At 74.0% G+C, this 15605-nt stretch carries 15 protein-coding genes; 6 read left to right on the forward strand and 9 right to left on the reverse strand.

Going from position 1 to position 15605, the window contains the following annotated elements:
- Nucleotides 1–64 precede the first annotated feature (64 nt).
- Nucleotides 65–565 (forward strand): MarR family winged helix-turn-helix transcriptional regulator, encoded by a 501-nt coding sequence (locus tag ACGH2B_RS08785; RefSeq protein WP_399086662.1) that lies wholly within the window; start codon nt 65–67, stop codon nt 563–565.
- Between the two features lie 87 nt (nt 566–652).
- Here the strand turns inward: ACGH2B_RS08785 and ACGH2B_RS08790 are convergent, their stop codons facing one another.
- A complete protein-coding gene (locus ACGH2B_RS08790) occupies nt 653–1813 on the reverse strand; it encodes a cystathionine gamma-synthase (protein WP_399086665.1) in 1161 nt (386 codons plus the stop codon).
- Nucleotides 1814–1950: 137 nt separating this feature from the next.
- On the opposite strand from ACGH2B_RS08790, the gene ACGH2B_RS08795 reads away from it, so the two are divergent.
- The gene (locus ACGH2B_RS08795) at nt 1951–3093 is read left to right on the forward strand and encodes a hypothetical protein (RefSeq protein ID WP_399086668.1); all 1143 of its coding nucleotides are present in this window, start codon (nt 1951–1953) and stop codon (nt 3091–3093) included.
- 474 nt (nt 3094–3567) lie between these two features.
- Entirely contained in the window at nt 3568–4233 is a 666-nt protein-coding gene (gene msrA / locus ACGH2B_RS08800) for a peptide-methionine (S)-S-oxide reductase MsrA (RefSeq protein ID WP_399096823.1), read from the forward strand.
- A gap of 49 nt (nt 4234–4282) precedes the next feature.
- On the opposite strand, the gene ACGH2B_RS08805 is transcribed toward msrA, so the two are convergent.
- On the reverse strand, nt 4283–5008 hold the full coding sequence (locus ACGH2B_RS08805) for a DUF5919 domain-containing protein (RefSeq protein ID WP_399086670.1): 726 nt from the start codon (nt 5006–5008) through the stop codon (nt 4283–4285).
- 131 nt (nt 5009–5139) lie between these two features.
- On the opposite strand from ACGH2B_RS08805, the gene ACGH2B_RS08810 reads away from it, so the two are divergent.
- On the forward strand, nt 5140–5799 hold the full coding sequence (locus tag ACGH2B_RS08810; protein ID WP_399086673.1) for a hypothetical protein: 660 nt from the start codon (nt 5140–5142) through the stop codon (nt 5797–5799).
- A 19-nt stretch (nt 5800–5818) separates the two neighbouring features.
- On the opposite strand, the gene ACGH2B_RS08815 is transcribed toward ACGH2B_RS08810, so the two are convergent.
- The gene (locus ACGH2B_RS08815) at nt 5819–7015 is read right to left on the reverse strand and encodes a DUF2786 domain-containing protein (protein ID WP_399096825.1); all 1197 of its coding nucleotides are present in this window, start codon (nt 7013–7015) and stop codon (nt 5819–5821) included.
- A 466-nt stretch (nt 7016–7481) separates the two neighbouring features.
- Nucleotides 7482–7889 carry a MerR family transcriptional regulator gene (locus tag ACGH2B_RS08820; RefSeq protein WP_399096827.1) on the reverse strand — a complete coding sequence of 136 codons (408 nt, stop codon included), beginning with the start codon at nt 7887–7889 and terminating at the stop codon, nt 7482–7484.
- Between the two features lie 118 nt (nt 7890–8007).
- Here ACGH2B_RS08820 and ACGH2B_RS08825 point away from each other — a divergent pair, with 118 nt between their 5' ends.
- Entirely contained in the window at nt 8008–9081 is a 1074-nt protein-coding gene (locus ACGH2B_RS08825; RefSeq protein WP_399086676.1) for an alkene reductase, read from the forward strand.
- 95 nt (nt 9082–9176) lie between these two features.
- Here ACGH2B_RS08825 and ACGH2B_RS08830 read toward each other — a convergent pair whose 3' ends face one another.
- Together ACGH2B_RS08830 and ACGH2B_RS08835 are read right to left on the reverse strand one after the other, a co-directional pair.
- Complete coding sequence (locus ACGH2B_RS08830; RefSeq protein ID WP_399086679.1) at nt 9177–10460, reverse strand: Ig-like domain-containing protein; 1284 nt, start codon at nt 10458–10460, stop codon at nt 9177–9179.
- Between the two features lie 333 nt (nt 10461–10793).
- Nucleotides 10794–11141 (reverse strand): hypothetical protein, encoded by a 348-nt coding sequence (locus ACGH2B_RS08835; RefSeq protein WP_399086682.1) that lies wholly within the window; start codon nt 11139–11141, stop codon nt 10794–10796.
- A gap of 107 nt (nt 11142–11248) precedes the next feature.
- Here ACGH2B_RS08835 and ACGH2B_RS08840 point away from each other — a divergent pair, with 107 nt between their 5' ends.
- Nucleotides 11249–11608, forward strand: coding sequence for an LAETG motif-containing sortase-dependent surface protein (locus ACGH2B_RS08840; RefSeq protein WP_399086685.1), 360 nt, complete (start codon nt 11249–11251; stop codon nt 11606–11608).
- 174 nt (nt 11609–11782) lie between these two features.
- Here the strand turns inward: ACGH2B_RS08840 and ACGH2B_RS08845 are convergent, their stop codons facing one another.
- The 3 genes from ACGH2B_RS08845 to ACGH2B_RS08855 form a co-directional block, all read right to left on the reverse strand.
- On the reverse strand, nt 11783–12973 hold the full coding sequence (locus ACGH2B_RS08845; RefSeq protein WP_399096830.1) for a GGDEF domain-containing protein: 1191 nt from the start codon (nt 12971–12973) through the stop codon (nt 11783–11785).
- A 297-nt stretch (nt 12974–13270) separates the two neighbouring features.
- On the reverse strand, nt 13271–14059 hold the full coding sequence (locus ACGH2B_RS08850) for an enoyl-CoA hydratase/isomerase family protein (protein ID WP_399086688.1): 789 nt from the start codon (nt 14057–14059) through the stop codon (nt 13271–13273).
- A gap of 117 nt (nt 14060–14176) precedes the next feature.
- Nucleotides 14177–15457, reverse strand: coding sequence for an adenylate/guanylate cyclase domain-containing protein (locus tag ACGH2B_RS08855; protein WP_399086691.1), 1281 nt, complete (start codon nt 15455–15457; stop codon nt 14177–14179).
- Between the last annotated feature and the right edge of the window lie 148 nt (nt 15458–15605).

Genomic DNA, 15605 nt, shown 5'->3' on the forward strand with positions numbered 1-15605 from the left:
CCGGTCACTTCCGCGTAACCTTGTCCACCGATCCCTCAGCCCCCCATGAAGCGAGCTCCCGACCATGCCCACCTCTTCGGACATGTCGACCCCCACCGACCCCGCCGTTCTGGACGCGTTGCAGCACCAAGTGGCGGTGTTCGCCCGCCGTGCCGAGCAGAGCCGCCTCGGCGGGGTCGGCCAGGCGCGCAACTCCATGGACCGCGCCGCGTATCTGCTGCTCAACCGCTTGGACCAGGAAGGTCCGATGGGTGTGAAGGCGCTCGCCGCCGGGATGGGGATCGACTCCTCGACCGTCACCCGGCAGGTCGCGCCGCTCGTCGAGGCGGGGCTGGTCAGCCGGGCCACGCACCCCGAGGACGGCCGGGCGGTCGTCCTTCAGCTCTCCGAGCGGGGCCGTGCCCGCCTCGATGAGGTACGGGCCTCGCGCCGCGCGCTGATGGAGCTGGTCACCGAGGAGTGGACGGAGGAGGAACGGGCCGTCTTCTGCACGCTGCTGACCCGTTTCAACGTCTCCCTCGCCGCCGTCACCGCGACGATGCCGCCGACGGGCGCGGTCTCCTGACCCCCTGAGAGGGGCCTGCCCCGGGGCGCGCCGGAGAACGGCGCGCCCCGGAACCCGTACGGCCCCCGAGGAGGCCGTGTCACAGGCTCAGCCCAGTGCCTGGGTGAGGTCGGCGAGCAGGTCGTCGACCGACTCGATGCCGACGGAGAGCCGGACGAGGTCGGCGGGGACCTCCAGCGCGGAACCGGCCGTCGAGGCGTGCGTCATCCGGCCCGGGTGCTCGATCAGCGACTCGACGCCGCCCAGCGACTCCCCGAGGGTGAAGAGCTTCGCCCGGTCGCAGACGTCGACGGCCGCCTGCTCGCCGCCGGCGACGCGGAACGACACCATGCCGCCGAAGGACCGCATCTGCTTGGCGGCGACCTCGTGCCCCGGGTGCTGCGGCAGCCCCGGGTAGTAGACCTGCGTCACCTTGGGGTGCGCGGTCAGCAGCTCCGCCACCCGGGCGGCGTTGGCGCTGTGCCGGTCCATCCGGACGGCGAGGGTCTTGATACCGCGCATGACCAGCCACGCGTCGAACGGGCCGGCCACCGCGCCCATCGCGTTCTGGTGGTAGGCCAGCTCCTCGCCGAGCGCGTCGTCGTTCACCACGAGGGCGCCGCCGACCACGTCGGAGTGGCCGCCCATGTACTTCGTCGTGGAGTAGACGACGACGTCCGCGCCGAGCGCCAGCGGCTGCTGGAGGTAGGGGCTGGCGAAGGTGTTGTCGACGACGAGCCGGGCGCCGGCCTCCCGGGAGATCGCGGAGAGCGCCGCGATGTCGGTGATGCCGAGCAGCGGGTTGCTGGGCGTCTCCACCCAGATCGCCTTCGTACGGGGCCGCAGCGCGGCGCGCACCGCCGCCGGGTCGGAGGTGTCGGCGACGGACCATTCCACGCCCCAGCGCTCCACGACCTTGGCGAACAGCCGGAAGGTGCCGCCGTAGGCGTCGTTGGGGATGACGACGTGGTCGCCGGGGGTCAGCAGCGTCCGCAGCAGGCAGTCCTCGGCGGCGAGACCGGAGGCGAAGGCCAGTCCGCGGCGACCGCCGTCGAGGGCGGCGAGGTTCTCCTCCAGAGCGGTACGGGTCGGGTTGGCGCTGCGGCTGTACTCGTAGCCGCCGCGCAGCCCGCCCACACCGTCCTGCTTGTAGGTGGACACCTGGTAGATGGGCGTCACCACCGCGCCGGTCGTCGCGTCGGGCTCCTGACCTGCGTGGATGGCGAGGGTTTCGAAGTGCTGGTGGCGCGGTTCGCGCTGATCGCTCATGGGCACCGAGGGTAGTCGCCACCGGGCGGAGGGATCTGCGGAACTTTCTGGTTCGCTGGGGAGTGGAGAAGGAAGAACGTGCGTACCCCGCGCGTCCTGCCGCTCCGCCCGCCCAGCCTCCGACCGGGACACACCACATGGACGCTCTGCTCGTACTCCTCGCCGCCGCCGCGTTCGGCGGTGTCGTCCTCCTGCCGTGGCTGCGGCGCCGCCGGACCGCGCAGCAGTTCAGGGAGCAGGGCCCGCCGCGGGTCGGCGACCCGGTCGCGGGCTACGGCTTCGTCCCGCTCGACTCCCTCGACGTCCGCCTGCCGGGCCCGGACGAGGAGCTGGAGCACGTCCTCGCCGAGCTGCGGCGCACCCACGACTGGCGGCCGGCTGCGGCGCTGCTGCGGGCCACCCCCGAGGACGGTGAGCGGCGCTGGCAGCGGGTGCAGACGCTGGCGGGCGCGGCCGCGTTCGAGCTGGCCCGGGAGCAGGACGGTCCCGGTGGTGCGCCGGGCGCGCCGCGGGGCGGCGGGGTGTGGCTGCGGCGCTGGCGGCTGGAGGACCCGAAGGACGCCGGGGGCGCGCAGACGCACGCCCAGTTCCTCGTCCTCCAGGCGCTGCGGGACCCGGCGTCGGAGGACTTCCGGATGATCCTGGAGGAGGCCCGGACGGTCTGCGGCGAGGCCGCGCTGCTGGCCCCGGGCAGCCCGATCCCGTACATCATCGAGCTGGCCGTCGCCCGGGGGCTGCACGACCGCCCCGCCGACTACGCCGAGCTGTGGGAGAAGGCCGCCCGCCGCGCACCGCACCACATGGGCGCGCACCTCGCGGCGCTCCCGTACTGGTCGCGGAAGTGGCACGGCTCGCGCGAGGAGGCGGAGGCGTTCGCCGAACGCGCCGCCTCCGGGGCGCCGTCCGGCAGCCTGCTCCCGGCGCTGCCCCTCTTCGCCGTCTACGAGCACCTCCCCGAGGCCAACATGGTGCGCGGCCTCTACCAGAGCGCCGTGATCGAGCGGGCGATCGAGGGCGCCCACTACGCCCTGAGCCAGGCCCCGGCCGACCACCCGATGGCCCCGCACGTCCGCCATCTGCTGATCTGGTTCCTCGTCCGCGCCGAACGCTACGGCGAGGCCCTGGACCAGCTCCGCGAGGTCGACGGCCACGTCGGCGCCGTCCCGTGGTCGTACGGCCACAACCCCGCCGCGGAGTACGCCGCCTACCGCGCCCTGGCCGTGGCGGGATGGGAACGGAGCGGGGGCACGGGAGCCGGGTCCATAGCGCCGGAAGGGTGAGGTGGCCGGGGTTCGGCCTGGTGTGCCTGGGCCGGGGGCTTGGGCCGGGCGGTCGGGGTGCCCCGGGGACGGGCTCGTGCCTGGCGGGCGGGGCTTGGGCGAGGCGCGTGGGCGAGCCTCGGCGTGCGGCGGCCCGGCACCGGGCGGGCCGGGCTCGTACCTTGCGGGCGAGGCTCGGGCGAGACGCGCGGGGGGCCTCGGCGTGCGGCAACCCGGCACCGGGCGGGCCGGGCTCGTACCTTGCGGGCGGCGCTTGGGCGAGACGCGCGGGCGAGCCTCGGCGTGCGGCGACCCGGCACCGGGCGGGCCGGGCTCGTGCCCTTGCGGACGGCCGCCGCCCGGAGCCGGTCGTGCCCCATGACCGGCCGCCGCCGGAATGCCCCCGCCTCTCCCGGCGTTGCCGCTGATGCCACCGTCCTGGTGGCGGGCGGCCGCCTGCCACCACCCGCCGTCGTCCCCCGGAGCCTGATCGCGATGCTGTTCTCCCGCTTCCAGAATCACCTCCCGACCCCCGAGGAAGCCCTCAAGGGCCGCCCCGAGCGGGAGTTCACCGTCCCCGAGCGGCACACCGTCCTCGGCACCTCCCTGCTCGGCCCGTACCCGGAGGGCACCGAGATCGCCGACTTCGGCCTCGGCTGCTTCTGGGGCGCCGAGCGGAAGTTCTGGCAGGCCGAGGGCGTCCACACCACCCTCGTCGGCTATCAGGGCGGCCACACCCCGAACCCGACGTACGAGGAGGTCTGCAGCGGCCACACCGGCCACACCGAGGCCGTCCGCGTCGTCTACGACCCCACCGTCGTCCCGTACACCGCCCTGCTGAAGCTCTTCTGGGAATCCCACGACCCGACCCAGGGCTTCCGCCAGGGGAACGACGTCGGCACCCAGTACCGCTCCGCCCTCTACACCCACTCCCCCGCCCAGCAGCAGGCCGCCGAAGCCTCCCGCGACGCCTACGCCGAGGTCCTGCGCACCCGCGGCTACGGCGCCATCACCACCGAGATCCGCCCCGCCACCGACCTCCCCTTTTACCCGGCCGAGGGGTACCACCAGCAGTACCTCGACAAGAACCCGGCGGGGTACTGCGGGATCGGGGGCACGGGGGTTTCGTGCCCGGTGGGGGTGGCGCCGGCGGAGGGGTGAGGGTGCGGGGCAAGGGCGGGCACCCCTGGCCGCGGCGGGACTGCCGAGGTCAGACCGCCCGCCCCCGCCCCCACAGCTCCTCCGCGTGTTCGGCGAAGCGGTCGAACATGCCGCCGTCGGCCCGGCGGCGGAAGTGCAGCAGCGGGGAGTCGTGGCCGACCAGCCGCGCCAGATGCGGGGTGACCAGCGCGTCCGCGTCGAAGCGGAAGACGGACAGCGAGACGTGGTTCATGGCGTCCACGGCGTCGGAGAACCGCGCCTCGACGCCCGGCGTCCCGGACAGCTTCGCCAGGTGCTCCAGCGAGATCCGGATGCGCGTGGAAACCGACAGGGCCACGTCCTCGATCCGCTCGCGCTCCCGCGTGACCTCTCCTTCCGGATCGCCGAGCAGGAACCGTACGCGGCACCCCTCGTCAGCCTTCCGGCGCAGGGTCTCCACGAACGCGGGCTGCTCCAGCCACAGGAAGTAGTTCGTGTAACCCGCCAGGAAGATGTGCTCCGAGGCGGCCGCGACCCGCTCTCCCCAGACCGACGACGGGCAGGCGGACCGGTACGGATAGCTCCGTACGAGTTCGCCGTCGGTGCCGGTCCCGGCCTTGTTCCGTACGGCCTTGGGCCACAACATCTCTGCCTCAACTCCCAACGCGGCTGCGGTGTCTTCCCTGTTCCTCGCGTGCGGGATCAGCGCGTCGTCGGCCAGCCAGCGCTCGACCGTCTTGCCTGTCACTCCTACGCGCAACGCCAGTTGGCGTGCGGAGACACCGGCGTCAGCCATAGCAGTACGTAACGAACCGTTCAAGGTGCCCTCCATGGACATTTGGGCGTTCTTCAAGGTACCGCCGTAATGCCCCAAAGCGCCTGGATCACGGGAGGATTCGTCCCTCATGGGTGGCCAGCCTGGCTGGCATGACGACCGACAGGCTCGCCCCTCAGAACCGGAAAAACCTCCCGCGCCAGACCTCTTGGACAGGTCCGGTCCCCTACATCACCCGGTGGAGTGCGGAGCGGCATCCGCCCCTACGCCTGGTGGAGAAGCGCGGAGGCATCGGTTACGCGGACGAGAAGCCCTACGACCGTGACACACGGGGTGTGCTGTGGAGCCGCACGCCGTCCATTCCTGGGAAGGGCCGCCCCCAGTTCGGCGAAGTGCACACGCTGCGGCAGCACCGGGCCATGGCAGAGCTGCTGTGCCAGGTGTGCGGCGGTCCCGCGGATCGCAACGCGGAGGGAGTGCTCTGGCTTCTGGGCGAAGATCCGCACGATCGCACGTCCTGGCCCGCGGAGTTGCTGACCACCCACCCGCCGCTGTGCAGGCCGTGCGCGGCCGCGTCCCTGCGGATCTGCCCTCATCTACGACAGCGGTGCGTGGCGTTGCGCGTCCGCAGCTTCCGGCCGGTGGGCGTGCGCGGTGCCCTCTACCGGCCGGGGCTTGCGGCGCCACTCCCGGTCGGTGCGGTCGGCGTCGCCTACGGCGACCCCAGAATCCGTTGGGTGCGGGCCGGGCAACTCATCATGCGCCTCGATGACGTGAACGTCGTGGATCCGGCCTCATGGGCTGACGGATGAGGCCCCCGGTCTGCGCCCCTCACCCCTCCCCCAACCGCGCCCGGTCCGCCGCCGCCCGCCCCTGGTGCCAGCCCTCCGCGTCGTTCAGGCCGCGGAGGCGGACGGGGGCCGTGTCGGGGAAGAGGGTGCTGGTGGCTTCCTCCACGGCCAGGGCTCGGGCGGCGAGGACGGGGAGGAGGTCGGCGGCCGTTCCGGCGCCTGAGGTCGTCGCCTCGGTCGTGGCCGTCTCGGTGGCGGTGGTCAGGCGGGTGCGGACGCGGTCGGCGTAGGCGACGAGGAAGGTCTGGCGGAAGTCGCGGGTGCGGCGGGCGCGGCCGCGGGTGTGGTGGGCGTCGGCGGCGCGGTGCATGGCGGTGGTGGCCTGGAGGAGGAGCGAGGTGTAGAGGAGTTCCGTCGCCTCCAGGTCGGGCCCGTGGCCGATGAGGGTGGAGAAGGCGGTGTCGGACGACCAGACGGCCTGGCAGCGGTTGGCGGTGGCGACGGCGTCGAGGAGGAGGGCCTTGGCCTGTTCGTACGGGCCCTCGATGCCGATGCGGATCGCGCCGGGGCCGTCCGCGGGGCCGCCGGCCGCCCCGGCGAGCAGGGCCTCGTCGATGCTGTGACGGGCCATCAGTTCCTGGGCCTTGGCCGACAGCGCCTCGGCCTCCTCGGCGTAGTCGGTCGCCTCGGCCTTGGCGAGCAGGCCGCGGATGCGGCCGAGGGCGCGGGAGGCTCCCGGGGACGCGGCGGCGGGCGGCGGTGCGGCCGGGAGCGGGGTGATGCGCGGTAGCCGGGCGAGGGCGCGGAGCGCCGCGAGGACGGCGCAGGCGGTCTCGAAGCGGGTGGTGCGGCGGCGGGCGGCGAGCGCGTCGAGGTAGCCGGCGTCGGACGGCCACCAGACCTCGGCGCCGAGCCGCCGTAGCTGGTCGTCCCAGCGGGCGGTGGCGGACGGCGGGCGGGGGCCGCGCCGGGCGTCGGCGGCGAGGGCGTCCACGACGGGCCCGACGTGCGCGGGGTCGGCGGCGTCGCGGCGGATGATCCGTTCCAGGTCGGCGGGTTCCCAGCCGCCCGCCCAGCAGCGGCGTACCGCGTCGGCGGCGGCCCGCAGGACGGCGGCGGAGACCGCCTCCCACCCCTCGGACGCGGCGGCGAGCCGGGAGGCACCCGCCTCGATCGCGTCCTCGGCTGCCGCCCCGTCGTCGGCGTAGCGGACGGCGCCGAGGACTTCCCCGACCAGGGCGTCGGCACCCCGGTCCCGGCCACCGGCGGCACGGCCGGAACGGTCCTCGCCGGAACGGCCCTGGCGAGAGCGGTCCCGACCGGAAGGATCCTCGCCAGAACGGCCCTCGCCAGAACGGTCCCGACCGGAACGCCCCCGGCCACCGGCGGCACGGCCGGAACGCTCCTCGCCGGAACGACCCCGACCGGAACGCTCCTCGCCGGAACGACCCCGACCGGAACGCCCCCCGCCGCCGCCCGCACCAGCCCGGCCCCCGCCCCCGCCCCCGGCGGGCTCCGCGCCGGACCCGGCCGAGCGGTCCCCGCCGTCACCCGCACCGGCGCGCCCCGTACGGGCCCGCCCGTCGTCGCCGGAAGCCTCCGATCCGGCCCGGTGGCTCCGACGCCCTTCCTCTCCGGCGCGGCCGCCCCCGGACCGGCCGCCCCCGCTCACCCGTCCGCTCTCCGTACGCTCACTCACCCGCTCACTGTACGGAGGGCCGGCGGGCCTCGGCGGTGTCCGGGCGACCCGTGCGGAGCTGTTCGCGGTAGGCGCGTGCCGTGGCCATGACGGTGTCGAGGGCGTCGCGGGTGCGGACGAGGTCGGCGATGTGGGCGGTGAGCCGGTCGCGTTCCTGGGCCATCCGGATCAGGGCGGAGTCGGAGTTCTCGGCGCTGGGCGCGTCGGCGCAGGGCAGCAGTTCGGCGATGATGCGGCTGGACAGGCCCGCCGCGTACAGCTGTTGGATGAACAGGACCCGCTCGACGTGGGCCTCCTCGTAGTGGCGCTGGCCGCTGGGGCTGCGCACGCTATGGAGCAGGTCCTGTTCCTCGTAGTAGCGCAGGGACCGGACGCTGACGCCCGTCCGTGTCGCGAGTTCCCCGATCCGCACGGCACCCTCCACCCCGCCTGTGACCTGCGCCACAGCGCTTGCCTCTGACATCGATGTGAGGTTTTAGCGTAGCCGCGTGTCCGAAGCGCGGGCACGCGGATTCCGAAGGAGCCCGGACGTGACAACCCTTTTCTCCGGTTACCGGCTCGGTGAACTGACGCTCCCCAACCGGGTGGTGATGGCCCCGATGACCCGGGTCCGGGCCGCCGCGGGCGGACTGGCGACCGGGTCGATGGCGGCCTACTACGCGCAGCGCGCCACCGCCGGGCTGCTGATCAGCGAGGGGGTGCAGCCGAGCCTGATCGGGCAGTCCAACCCGGGGACGCCGGGGCTGTACACCGATGAGCAGGTGGCGTCGTGGCGCCCGGTGACCGACGCCGTCCACACCAACGGCGGCCGGATCTTCGCCCAGATCATGCACGGCGGCCGGGTCTCCCACCCCGAGACCATCGGCACGCAGCCGGTCGGCCCCTCCGCCGTCCCCGCCACCGGCGACGTGTTCACCCCGTCCGGGCGGCAGCCCGCCCCGATGCCGCGCGCCCTGGAGACCGCCGAGGTGCCCGAGCACGCGCGGTCGTACGCGCTGGCCGCCCGGCGCGCGGTCGACGCGGGCTTCGACGGTGTGGAGCTGCACGGCGCCAACGGCTATCTGATCTCCCAGTTCCTCTCGTCCAACGCCAACCTGCGGACGGACCGTTACGGCGGTCCGGTGGCGCACCGCATCCGGTTCGCGGTCGAGGCGACCGCCGCCACCGTCGAGGCGGTGGGCGCGGCCCGCACCGGTATCCGGCTCTCGCCCGGCACCGATTTCTGGGGCGTCGAGGACCGCGACGTACCGGAGCTGTACACCGCCCTCCTCGCCGAACTGGCCCGCCTGGACCTCGCGTACATCCATCTGGAGGCGACCGCCGAGGAGGAGCTGCTGCTCGCGCTGCGCCGGGCCTGGCCGGGCGCGCTGATCATGAATCCGGTGCTGCCGATGGGCGCGAAGCGGACCGGACGGGACGACGCCGACCGCTGGCTGGGCCTGGGCGCCGACCTGATCAGCTTCGGCCGCGCCTACGTCTCCAACCCCGACCTCGTCGAGCGGCTGCGCGCCGGACACCCGCTCGCCCCCGCCGACGAGACCACGTACTACGAGGGCGGGGACGCGGGCTATCTGACGTATCCGGCCTATCGGTACACGGTCTGACGCGGGCCGGGGACGGCTGAGCGGCGACCGGGTCAAACCGGTCGCCGCTCAGAGGTTGTCGCACCGCCGGAGCCGAGGGCCCGGCGGGAGCCGCGTCAGGAGGCGGCGCCGCCCAGGGCGCTGCCGGCGATCCACCGCTGCCAGTCCATGTTCCAGCCGTTGAGGCCGTTGTCGGGCTGGACGGTGCGGTCCGGGGAGTTGACCATGGTGACGACGTCGCCGATCAGCGAGTGGTCGTAGAACCACGCGCCGTCCGTGGACGGGTCGCCGGCGCCCTTCGCGTCCGCCAGGCCGATGCAGCCGTGGCTGGTGTTGACGGCGCCGAAGATGCCCTTGCCCCAGTAGTTGCCGTGGATGAAGGTGCCGGAGGTCGACAGGCGCATGGCGTGCGGCACGTCCGGGATGTCGTACTCGCCCTCGCCGTCGTTGTTGGTGAAGCCGACGGTGGAGCCGTCCATCCGGGTCTGCTCGTACTTCTCGGAGATGACCATCCGGCCGTTGTACGTCGGGTGGTCGTCGCTGCCGGCCGAGACCGGGATCGTCTTGAGGGTCCTTCCGTCGCGCACCACCGTCATCAGATGGGTCTTCGCGTCGACGGTGGAGACCTGCGAGCGGCCGACGTTGAAGTGGAACGTCTTGTTCTGGATGCCCTGCACACCGGGCGACGCCTGGACGCCGTCGAGCGCCAGCTTCACGGTGATCCCGGAGTGGGCCTTCCAGTACTCCTGCGGGCGGAAGTCCAGGCGGGTGTCGTCGAACCAGTGGCCGACGGCCTTCTGGTTGCTGCTGGAGGCGACGGTGATCGCGGACTCGACGGCCTTCTTGTCCTTGACCGGCTTGTCGAAGTGGATCGAGACCGGCATCCCGACGCCGACGGTCGCGCCGTCCTCGGGCGTGAAGGTGCCGATGAAGCTGTTGGCCGGGGAGACGGTGGTGAAGGTGGAGTTCTCGACCGCCTTACGGCCCGCGGAGTCCACGGCATGTGCGGTGATCTTGTACTTCGTCGCGCGGGCGAGGTCCGACGACGGCGTCCAGGACGCGCCGTCGGCGGAGAGCGTGCCGCCGACGCTCTTCTTCGACTCGACGGCGGTCATGGTGACCGAGGTGAGCTTGCCGCTCTTGACGGTGACCTTCGCGTCCTTGCTGATGCCCGCGGTGGAGGCGCCATCCTTGGGCGTGATCTTGATCTTCGCGTCCGAGGCGTCCTGCGCCGCGGCCTCGTCGACCTGCTGGGACTTCTCGTGCGCCGGGGTGGAACCGCTGCTCGCGTGGCTGTCGCCGCCCACGCCGCTCGCACTGCCGCAGGCCGAGAGCACGACCACGCCCCCGGCCAGCGCGGCGGTGGCTATGAAGCCCTTGCGGCGCTTGCTGTCCGTCATCACACGCTTCTCCATTGATCCGATAGGAATCCCCGAGCAGCAGACCGGGTGCAGCCTCCCCGGCCGACGTCCAGGAAACGCCACTTTCCCCGTGGTTCGCGCCGGATCCGGACAAAGTGTGGGGAACGACACGCAATGCGGGCACACGCCCGCGAGACGCCCCGATCATGCTCCGCCCGCTCCATGGAGCGGCGGGCGGGGCTTCGCCGCGCACGGGAACGGCCCTCGTACGACAGGTGTCGTACGAGGGCCGCGGGGGCGCCGGGAGGGGAGCACGGAAGCTCCCCCGGGGGCGCGCGGACGGTGGTCACGCTCCGTGTGGACGGGGCCGGATCAGACCTCCTCCTCGACGGGGAGGGAGTCGCCCGCCAGCTCCCACTCATCGGCGTCCCACGCCGCGTCCGGGTCGTAGTCGCCGCGCTCCTCGCAGCTCCAGGACGCCTGCGCGAGGGCGGTGCCGGGGACCGCGGTGACCAGGTCGGACGGGTCGACGAGGTGGGCCAGCGCCTCCGCCGGGTCCTCGCGCACCGCCTCCTGTGCCTGATGGCGTCCGCCGTCCGGGAAGGAGGGGTCGGCGGCGACGTGGTCGAGCGCCGCGGCGGTCAGCAGACCGGGGTCGGTGACCTCCAGGACCAGTTCGATATGAAGCCGTACAAACCGTGATGTCTCGCCATTGCTCATGGGACGGAGGGTAAGCACTCCGGGGCCTGACTTTCCCGCGACCCGCTGCGGTCACTAACATCTGAGGTCAGCGGCCAATTCGCCGGACCTGCAAGGGGGATTGTTCTGTGACCGCGCGCCGACCACTGCTGACCGCCGCAGCCGCGGGGTCGGTGCTGATCGCCCTGTGGTTCGTCCCGTCCGCGCACGCGATCGTCTCCGCCGAGGACGCCCCCGCCACCGGAGCGCGGACCACCGCCGCCACGGTCCCGGACGGCGGAGCCCGAGGCTCCGATGCGGTGACCGCCGACCGGGGCAGTGCCCTCCGGAGCGGCCCGGGAACACGGCCCGACGGCGCCGCCGCCCGCTCCCTCGCCGAGACCGGCTCCCCGGACACCACCCCGTACGTCATCGGCGGCGCCGCCTGCCTCGCCCTCGGCGCCGGACTGGTCAGCTACTCCGTCCGCCGGAACCACGACGGTACGTGAACCGCGACAGCGCGCGCTGAGCCCGCGCGACACCAGCCCTGACCTGCACAGAAGCATCGGGCCGGGTCTGCGGAAGCACCTCGGCCCCGGCTCGTACGGAGCGTTCCGGCCGGTCCCCGCACCAAGCTCCCGGCGCCCCCGGGGCCCGTACCGTCCGACGTGCCCCGCGCCCCCTCACCGCCGGAACCGCCGCCGCTCCGTGCCCGGCCGGCGCTCCGGGGTGTCGGCGAGGCGGACGACGGGGTCGTCCGGGCCGCCGTGGCGCCCGGCCACCACCGGCTCCGCCGCGCGGGCGGCCTTCGCGCGGTACTGCGCGGCGTCGGCGAGGCGGAAGAGACGGCGGGCGGTGCGGACCGGGCCGATCGGGTCGCCGGTCGAGGCGACGCCCACCGCGACACCGTCACCGAGCCCCAACTCCCCTGCGCGGACGCAGAGTTCGGCGGCGACCTCGACCACGTCGTCGGGTGGCGGGCCGACCGCGAGGAGGCAGAACTCGTCGCCGCCGAGCCGGGCGGCGAGGGTGCCGGGCAGCCGGGCGCCGCAGAGCGAGAGGACCGAGCCGAATCGTTCCAGCAGGCGGTCGCCGACCGCGTGACCCTGCGAATCGTTCACCTGCTTGAGGCCGTTGAGGTCGCAGACCACCAGGCTCACCACGGCCGCCTCCCGGCGGTGCGCCTCCAGCGCCTCGTCCAGCCGCATATCGACGGCGCGGCGGTTGGCGAGCCCGGTCAGCGCGTCGGTGAAGGCCAGCCGGCGGGCCTCCGCCAACCGCTCGGTCTGGGCGATCCCGGCGGCGGTCACGGCGGCCAGCACCGTCGCGAACTCCGCGTCCGCCGCGCCGAACACCGGCTCCCCCGCCGCCCGCGCCACGTACAGCTCGCCCCACGCGCGTCCGCGCAGCACCAGCGGCGCCACCACGCAGCAGCCGCGGCCACGGCGGCGCAGCGCGGCCGCCCGCCGCCGGTTGGCGCTCCCGCCGCCTTCCGGCGCGACGGCCGTCACCTGCGCCGGGGCCCCGGGCAGCGGCGCGTCCTGGGGGCTGGCCGCCGCGGGCACCACGGCGAGCGGCACCCCGCTCGCCGCACCGGCCCCGTCGGCGTGCTCCACCCACGCGTCGGGGCCGCCGCCCGCCGCCCGGCGCTCGCGCGGCAGTCCGACGATCTCCGGGAACTCGTGCACCGGGTACGACTCGTCCTCCGGGAACTCCTGCTCGTCGTCGGCGAGTTCGCCGACGTTGACCAGCACCCGCAGCTTTCCGCGCTCGCGTTCCCACTTCGAGATCGCGGCGAAGGAGCCGCCCAGGGCCAGCCGTACGCTCTGCGCCGCGGCGTGCGCGGCATCGCGTGGTGCGTGCGCCGCCGCCATCGCCTGCGCCAGTTCCACCACGGCCCGCAGCTTCGCATCGCCCTCATCCGTCACCGGGCCCTCACATTCCGTAACCGTGAGCACACTCTGTACTACAGCGTAGGAATGTTTAACCCCTTTCGCCCCTTACGCGCGGCTCCCACACCCGGAGGTCATCCTCACCCACGGTGATCCACCCGCGTCCCGCGGAACCGGCGGGGCGGACGGGGGCGCGGACCGGCGGCCATGGGGAGCGCGCCCGCGCGCGCCGGGCGCCCCCGCGCTCCCCGGGGGCACAGGTCCGGTCCGCCCCGCGCCTCACTCCCCGGGCCAGTCCGGATCCCGCTTCTCGTTGAACGCCGCGACGCCCTCCGCGCGGTCGCCGGAGAAGGCCACGGAGCGCCAGGCGGCGTCCTCGACCTCCAGCCCGGCACGCAGATCGAGACCGTGGCCCAGCCGCATCGCACGCTTCGCGGCACGCAGCCCCACCGGCGAGTTCCGCGCGATCCGCGCGGCCAGCTCCAGCGCCTGCGCCCGGTCCGCGCCGACGTCCACGAGCTGATCGACCAGCCCCAGCCGTACGGCCTCCTCGGCGCGCACCCGCCGGGCGGTGAAGACGAGTTCGGCGGCGCGTGCCGCCCCCACCCGGCGCGGCAGCAACTGCGTACCGCCGCCCCCGGGGATCACACCCACCGACACCTCGGGCAGCCCGACCACCGCACTGCCGTCGGCCACGATGAGATCGCAGGCCAGCGCCAGTTCGAAGCCGCCGCCGAGCGCGTAGCCGTGGACCGCGGCGACGGTGGGCTGCGGCAGCTCCAGGACACCGGTGTAGGCGGCGCGGGTGCGCGGGCGCTGCCGCAGCAGGTCCGCGTCGGTGAAGGAGTTGCGCTCCTTGAGGTCGGCGCCGACGCAGAACGCCCGCTCGTGGGTGGAGGTGAGGACGACCGCCCGTACGGCGGTGTCGGCGGCGAGGGCGGCGCACGCCTGCGCCAGCGCGTCGGCCATCGCTGTCGACACCGCGTTCATCGCCTCGGGCCGGTCCATGACCAGCTCCGCCACCCAGCCGTGCCGCTCCACACGGACCCATTCGCCGAACCGCTGCATGCGACCCTCCCGGTTAACGACCGTTGATTCGGTTCCGCCGGGATCATGTCAGCTCGGCACGGACCGGAACAGGGCCGACCGGCCGGAAGGGACCCGCACCGCCCCGGGCGCGCCGTCTCAGCCGCGCCGGGTCAACTGCCAGGGCTCGATGACGCCCAGCCCGCGCACCGGCCGCTGGTACATCGGCTGGAGCGCGAAGCGGTACGTCGGCAGCTCCGGCGTCAGCCCGCTCGCGGTGGCCTCTGCCGCGGCCTTCTCCGCCGCCGCGGCGGCCGCCTCGGAGACCGGGGCGTCGCCGGTGCGGCCCAGCTCCTCCGCGAACGCCTGGTCCACGAAGACGGCGTCCTTCGGCGCTATCGACGTCAGCCGGCTGGCGAGGTTGACGGTCGTGCCGAACACATCGCCCATCCGCGTCGTGACGGTGCCGAAGGCGATACCGACGCGCAGCTCCGGCATGGTCTCGTCGTGCGTCATCGTCTCGATGAGCCGCAGCCCGATCTCGGCGGCCACCCCGGCGTCGTCGGCGGAGAACAGCACCTCGTCGCCGAGTGTCTTGATCAGCCGGCCGCCGTGCGCCGCGACCAGGTCGGAACAGGTCGTCTCGAACGCCTCGACCAGCTCGCCCAGCTCCTCCTCCTCCAGCCGCCGGGTCAGCCGGGTGAAGCCCACCAGGTCGGCGAAGCCGACGGCCAGGCGCCGGTCCACCATCTCGTCGTCGTCCTGCGCGCGCACGACCCGCCCGGTGGCGGCCGCCAACTGCCGCCGCCAGACGTACACCAAGAACTCCTCCAGCTCCGGCAGGAGGAGTTCGACCAGCGGGTACGTGATCTCCGTACGGGTCATGCCGGAGTCCTGGGGCTCGGTGAGGCCCTCCAGGAAGGAGTCGATCTGCCAGTCCGCGAGGCGGGCGGTGGTCTGGCCCGTGGAGCGCGCCACCTGTACGGCCATCGCCTCGCTCAGCAGCCCGGCCTCGACCAGACCGGCCAGCCGCCGCAGCGCCAGCACATCGGCCTCGGTGAGCGCCTTGACCTGCCCGATGTCGGCGAAGCCCATGGCGCGCCAGAACCGGGCCGCCAGATCCATCGAGACCCCGGCGCTGCGGGCCGCCTGGAACGGCGTGTAGCGGCGGTCGGCGCCGAGGATGAGCTGTTCCAGACGGATGGCGATGGTGTCGTCGGAGTCGGCGGCCGTCGACGAGGCCGCCGGGGCCGCGCCCGGCGCCGCGGAGCCCGCGCCGGGCGCCCCGGGCGGGGGTTCGTCCGCGGTCGCGGAGGCCGCCGCGCCGCCGGGGCCCCGCTCGCCGGGGCCGTCGTCGGATGCGGCGGCGCCGGAGCCCGTGGCGGGTCCGTCCGGCGTGGCCGCGCTCTCGGGCGGTCCGCCCGCGTCGCCGGCGGTCACCGCCCGCTCCCTGTCCGCTGCCTGCGCACTGCCCTTCCGATCACTGCTCGCCGGTGGCCCGCTCCCCGGCGGGCCGCCTCAACGATACGGCAGGTGTGCTCTGGCTCACTCTCCCGTGCCCGGTCGGAGCCGTCCGCCCGGCCGCGCC

The sequence above is a fragment of the Streptomyces sp. BBFR2 genome, from assembly GCF_044497305.1.
Taxonomy (GTDB): domain Bacteria; phylum Actinomycetota; class Actinomycetes; order Streptomycetales; family Streptomycetaceae; genus Streptomyces.

Excerpts from the sequence above, each read along its gene's own strand:
- ACGH2B_RS08785 (WP_399086662.1), top strand. The coding sequence starts at position 65 with ATGCCCACCTCTTCGGACATGTCGACCCCCACCGACCCCGCCGTTCTG.
- ACGH2B_RS08790 (WP_399086665.1), bottom strand. The coding sequence starts at position 1,813 with ATGAGCGATCAGCGCGAACCGCGCCACCAGCACTTCGAAACCCTCGCC.
- ACGH2B_RS08795 (WP_399086668.1), top strand. The coding sequence starts at position 1,951 with ATGGACGCTCTGCTCGTACTCCTCGCCGCCGCCGCGTTCGGCGGTGTC.
- msrA (WP_399096823.1), top strand. The coding sequence starts at position 3,568 with ATGCTGTTCTCCCGCTTCCAGAATCACCTCCCGACCCCCGAGGAAGCC.
- ACGH2B_RS08805 (WP_399086670.1), bottom strand. The coding sequence starts at position 5,008 with ATGGCTGACGCCGGTGTCTCCGCACGCCAACTGGCGTTGCGCGTAGGA.
- ACGH2B_RS08810 (WP_399086673.1), top strand. The coding sequence starts at position 5,140 with ATGACGACCGACAGGCTCGCCCCTCAGAACCGGAAAAACCTCCCGCGC.
- ACGH2B_RS08830 (WP_399086679.1), bottom strand. The coding sequence starts at position 10,460 with ATGACGGACAGCAAGCGCCGCAAGGGCTTCATAGCCACCGCCGCGCTG.
- ACGH2B_RS08835 (WP_399086682.1), bottom strand. The coding sequence starts at position 11,141 with ATGAGCAATGGCGAGACATCACGGTTTGTACGGCTTCATATCGAACTG.
- ACGH2B_RS08845 (WP_399096830.1), bottom strand. The coding sequence starts at position 12,973 with ATGGCGGCGGCGCACGCACCACGCGATGCCGCGCACGCCGCGGCGCAG.
- ACGH2B_RS08850 (WP_399086688.1), bottom strand. The coding sequence starts at position 14,059 with ATGCAGCGGTTCGGCGAATGGGTCCGTGTGGAGCGGCACGGCTGGGTG.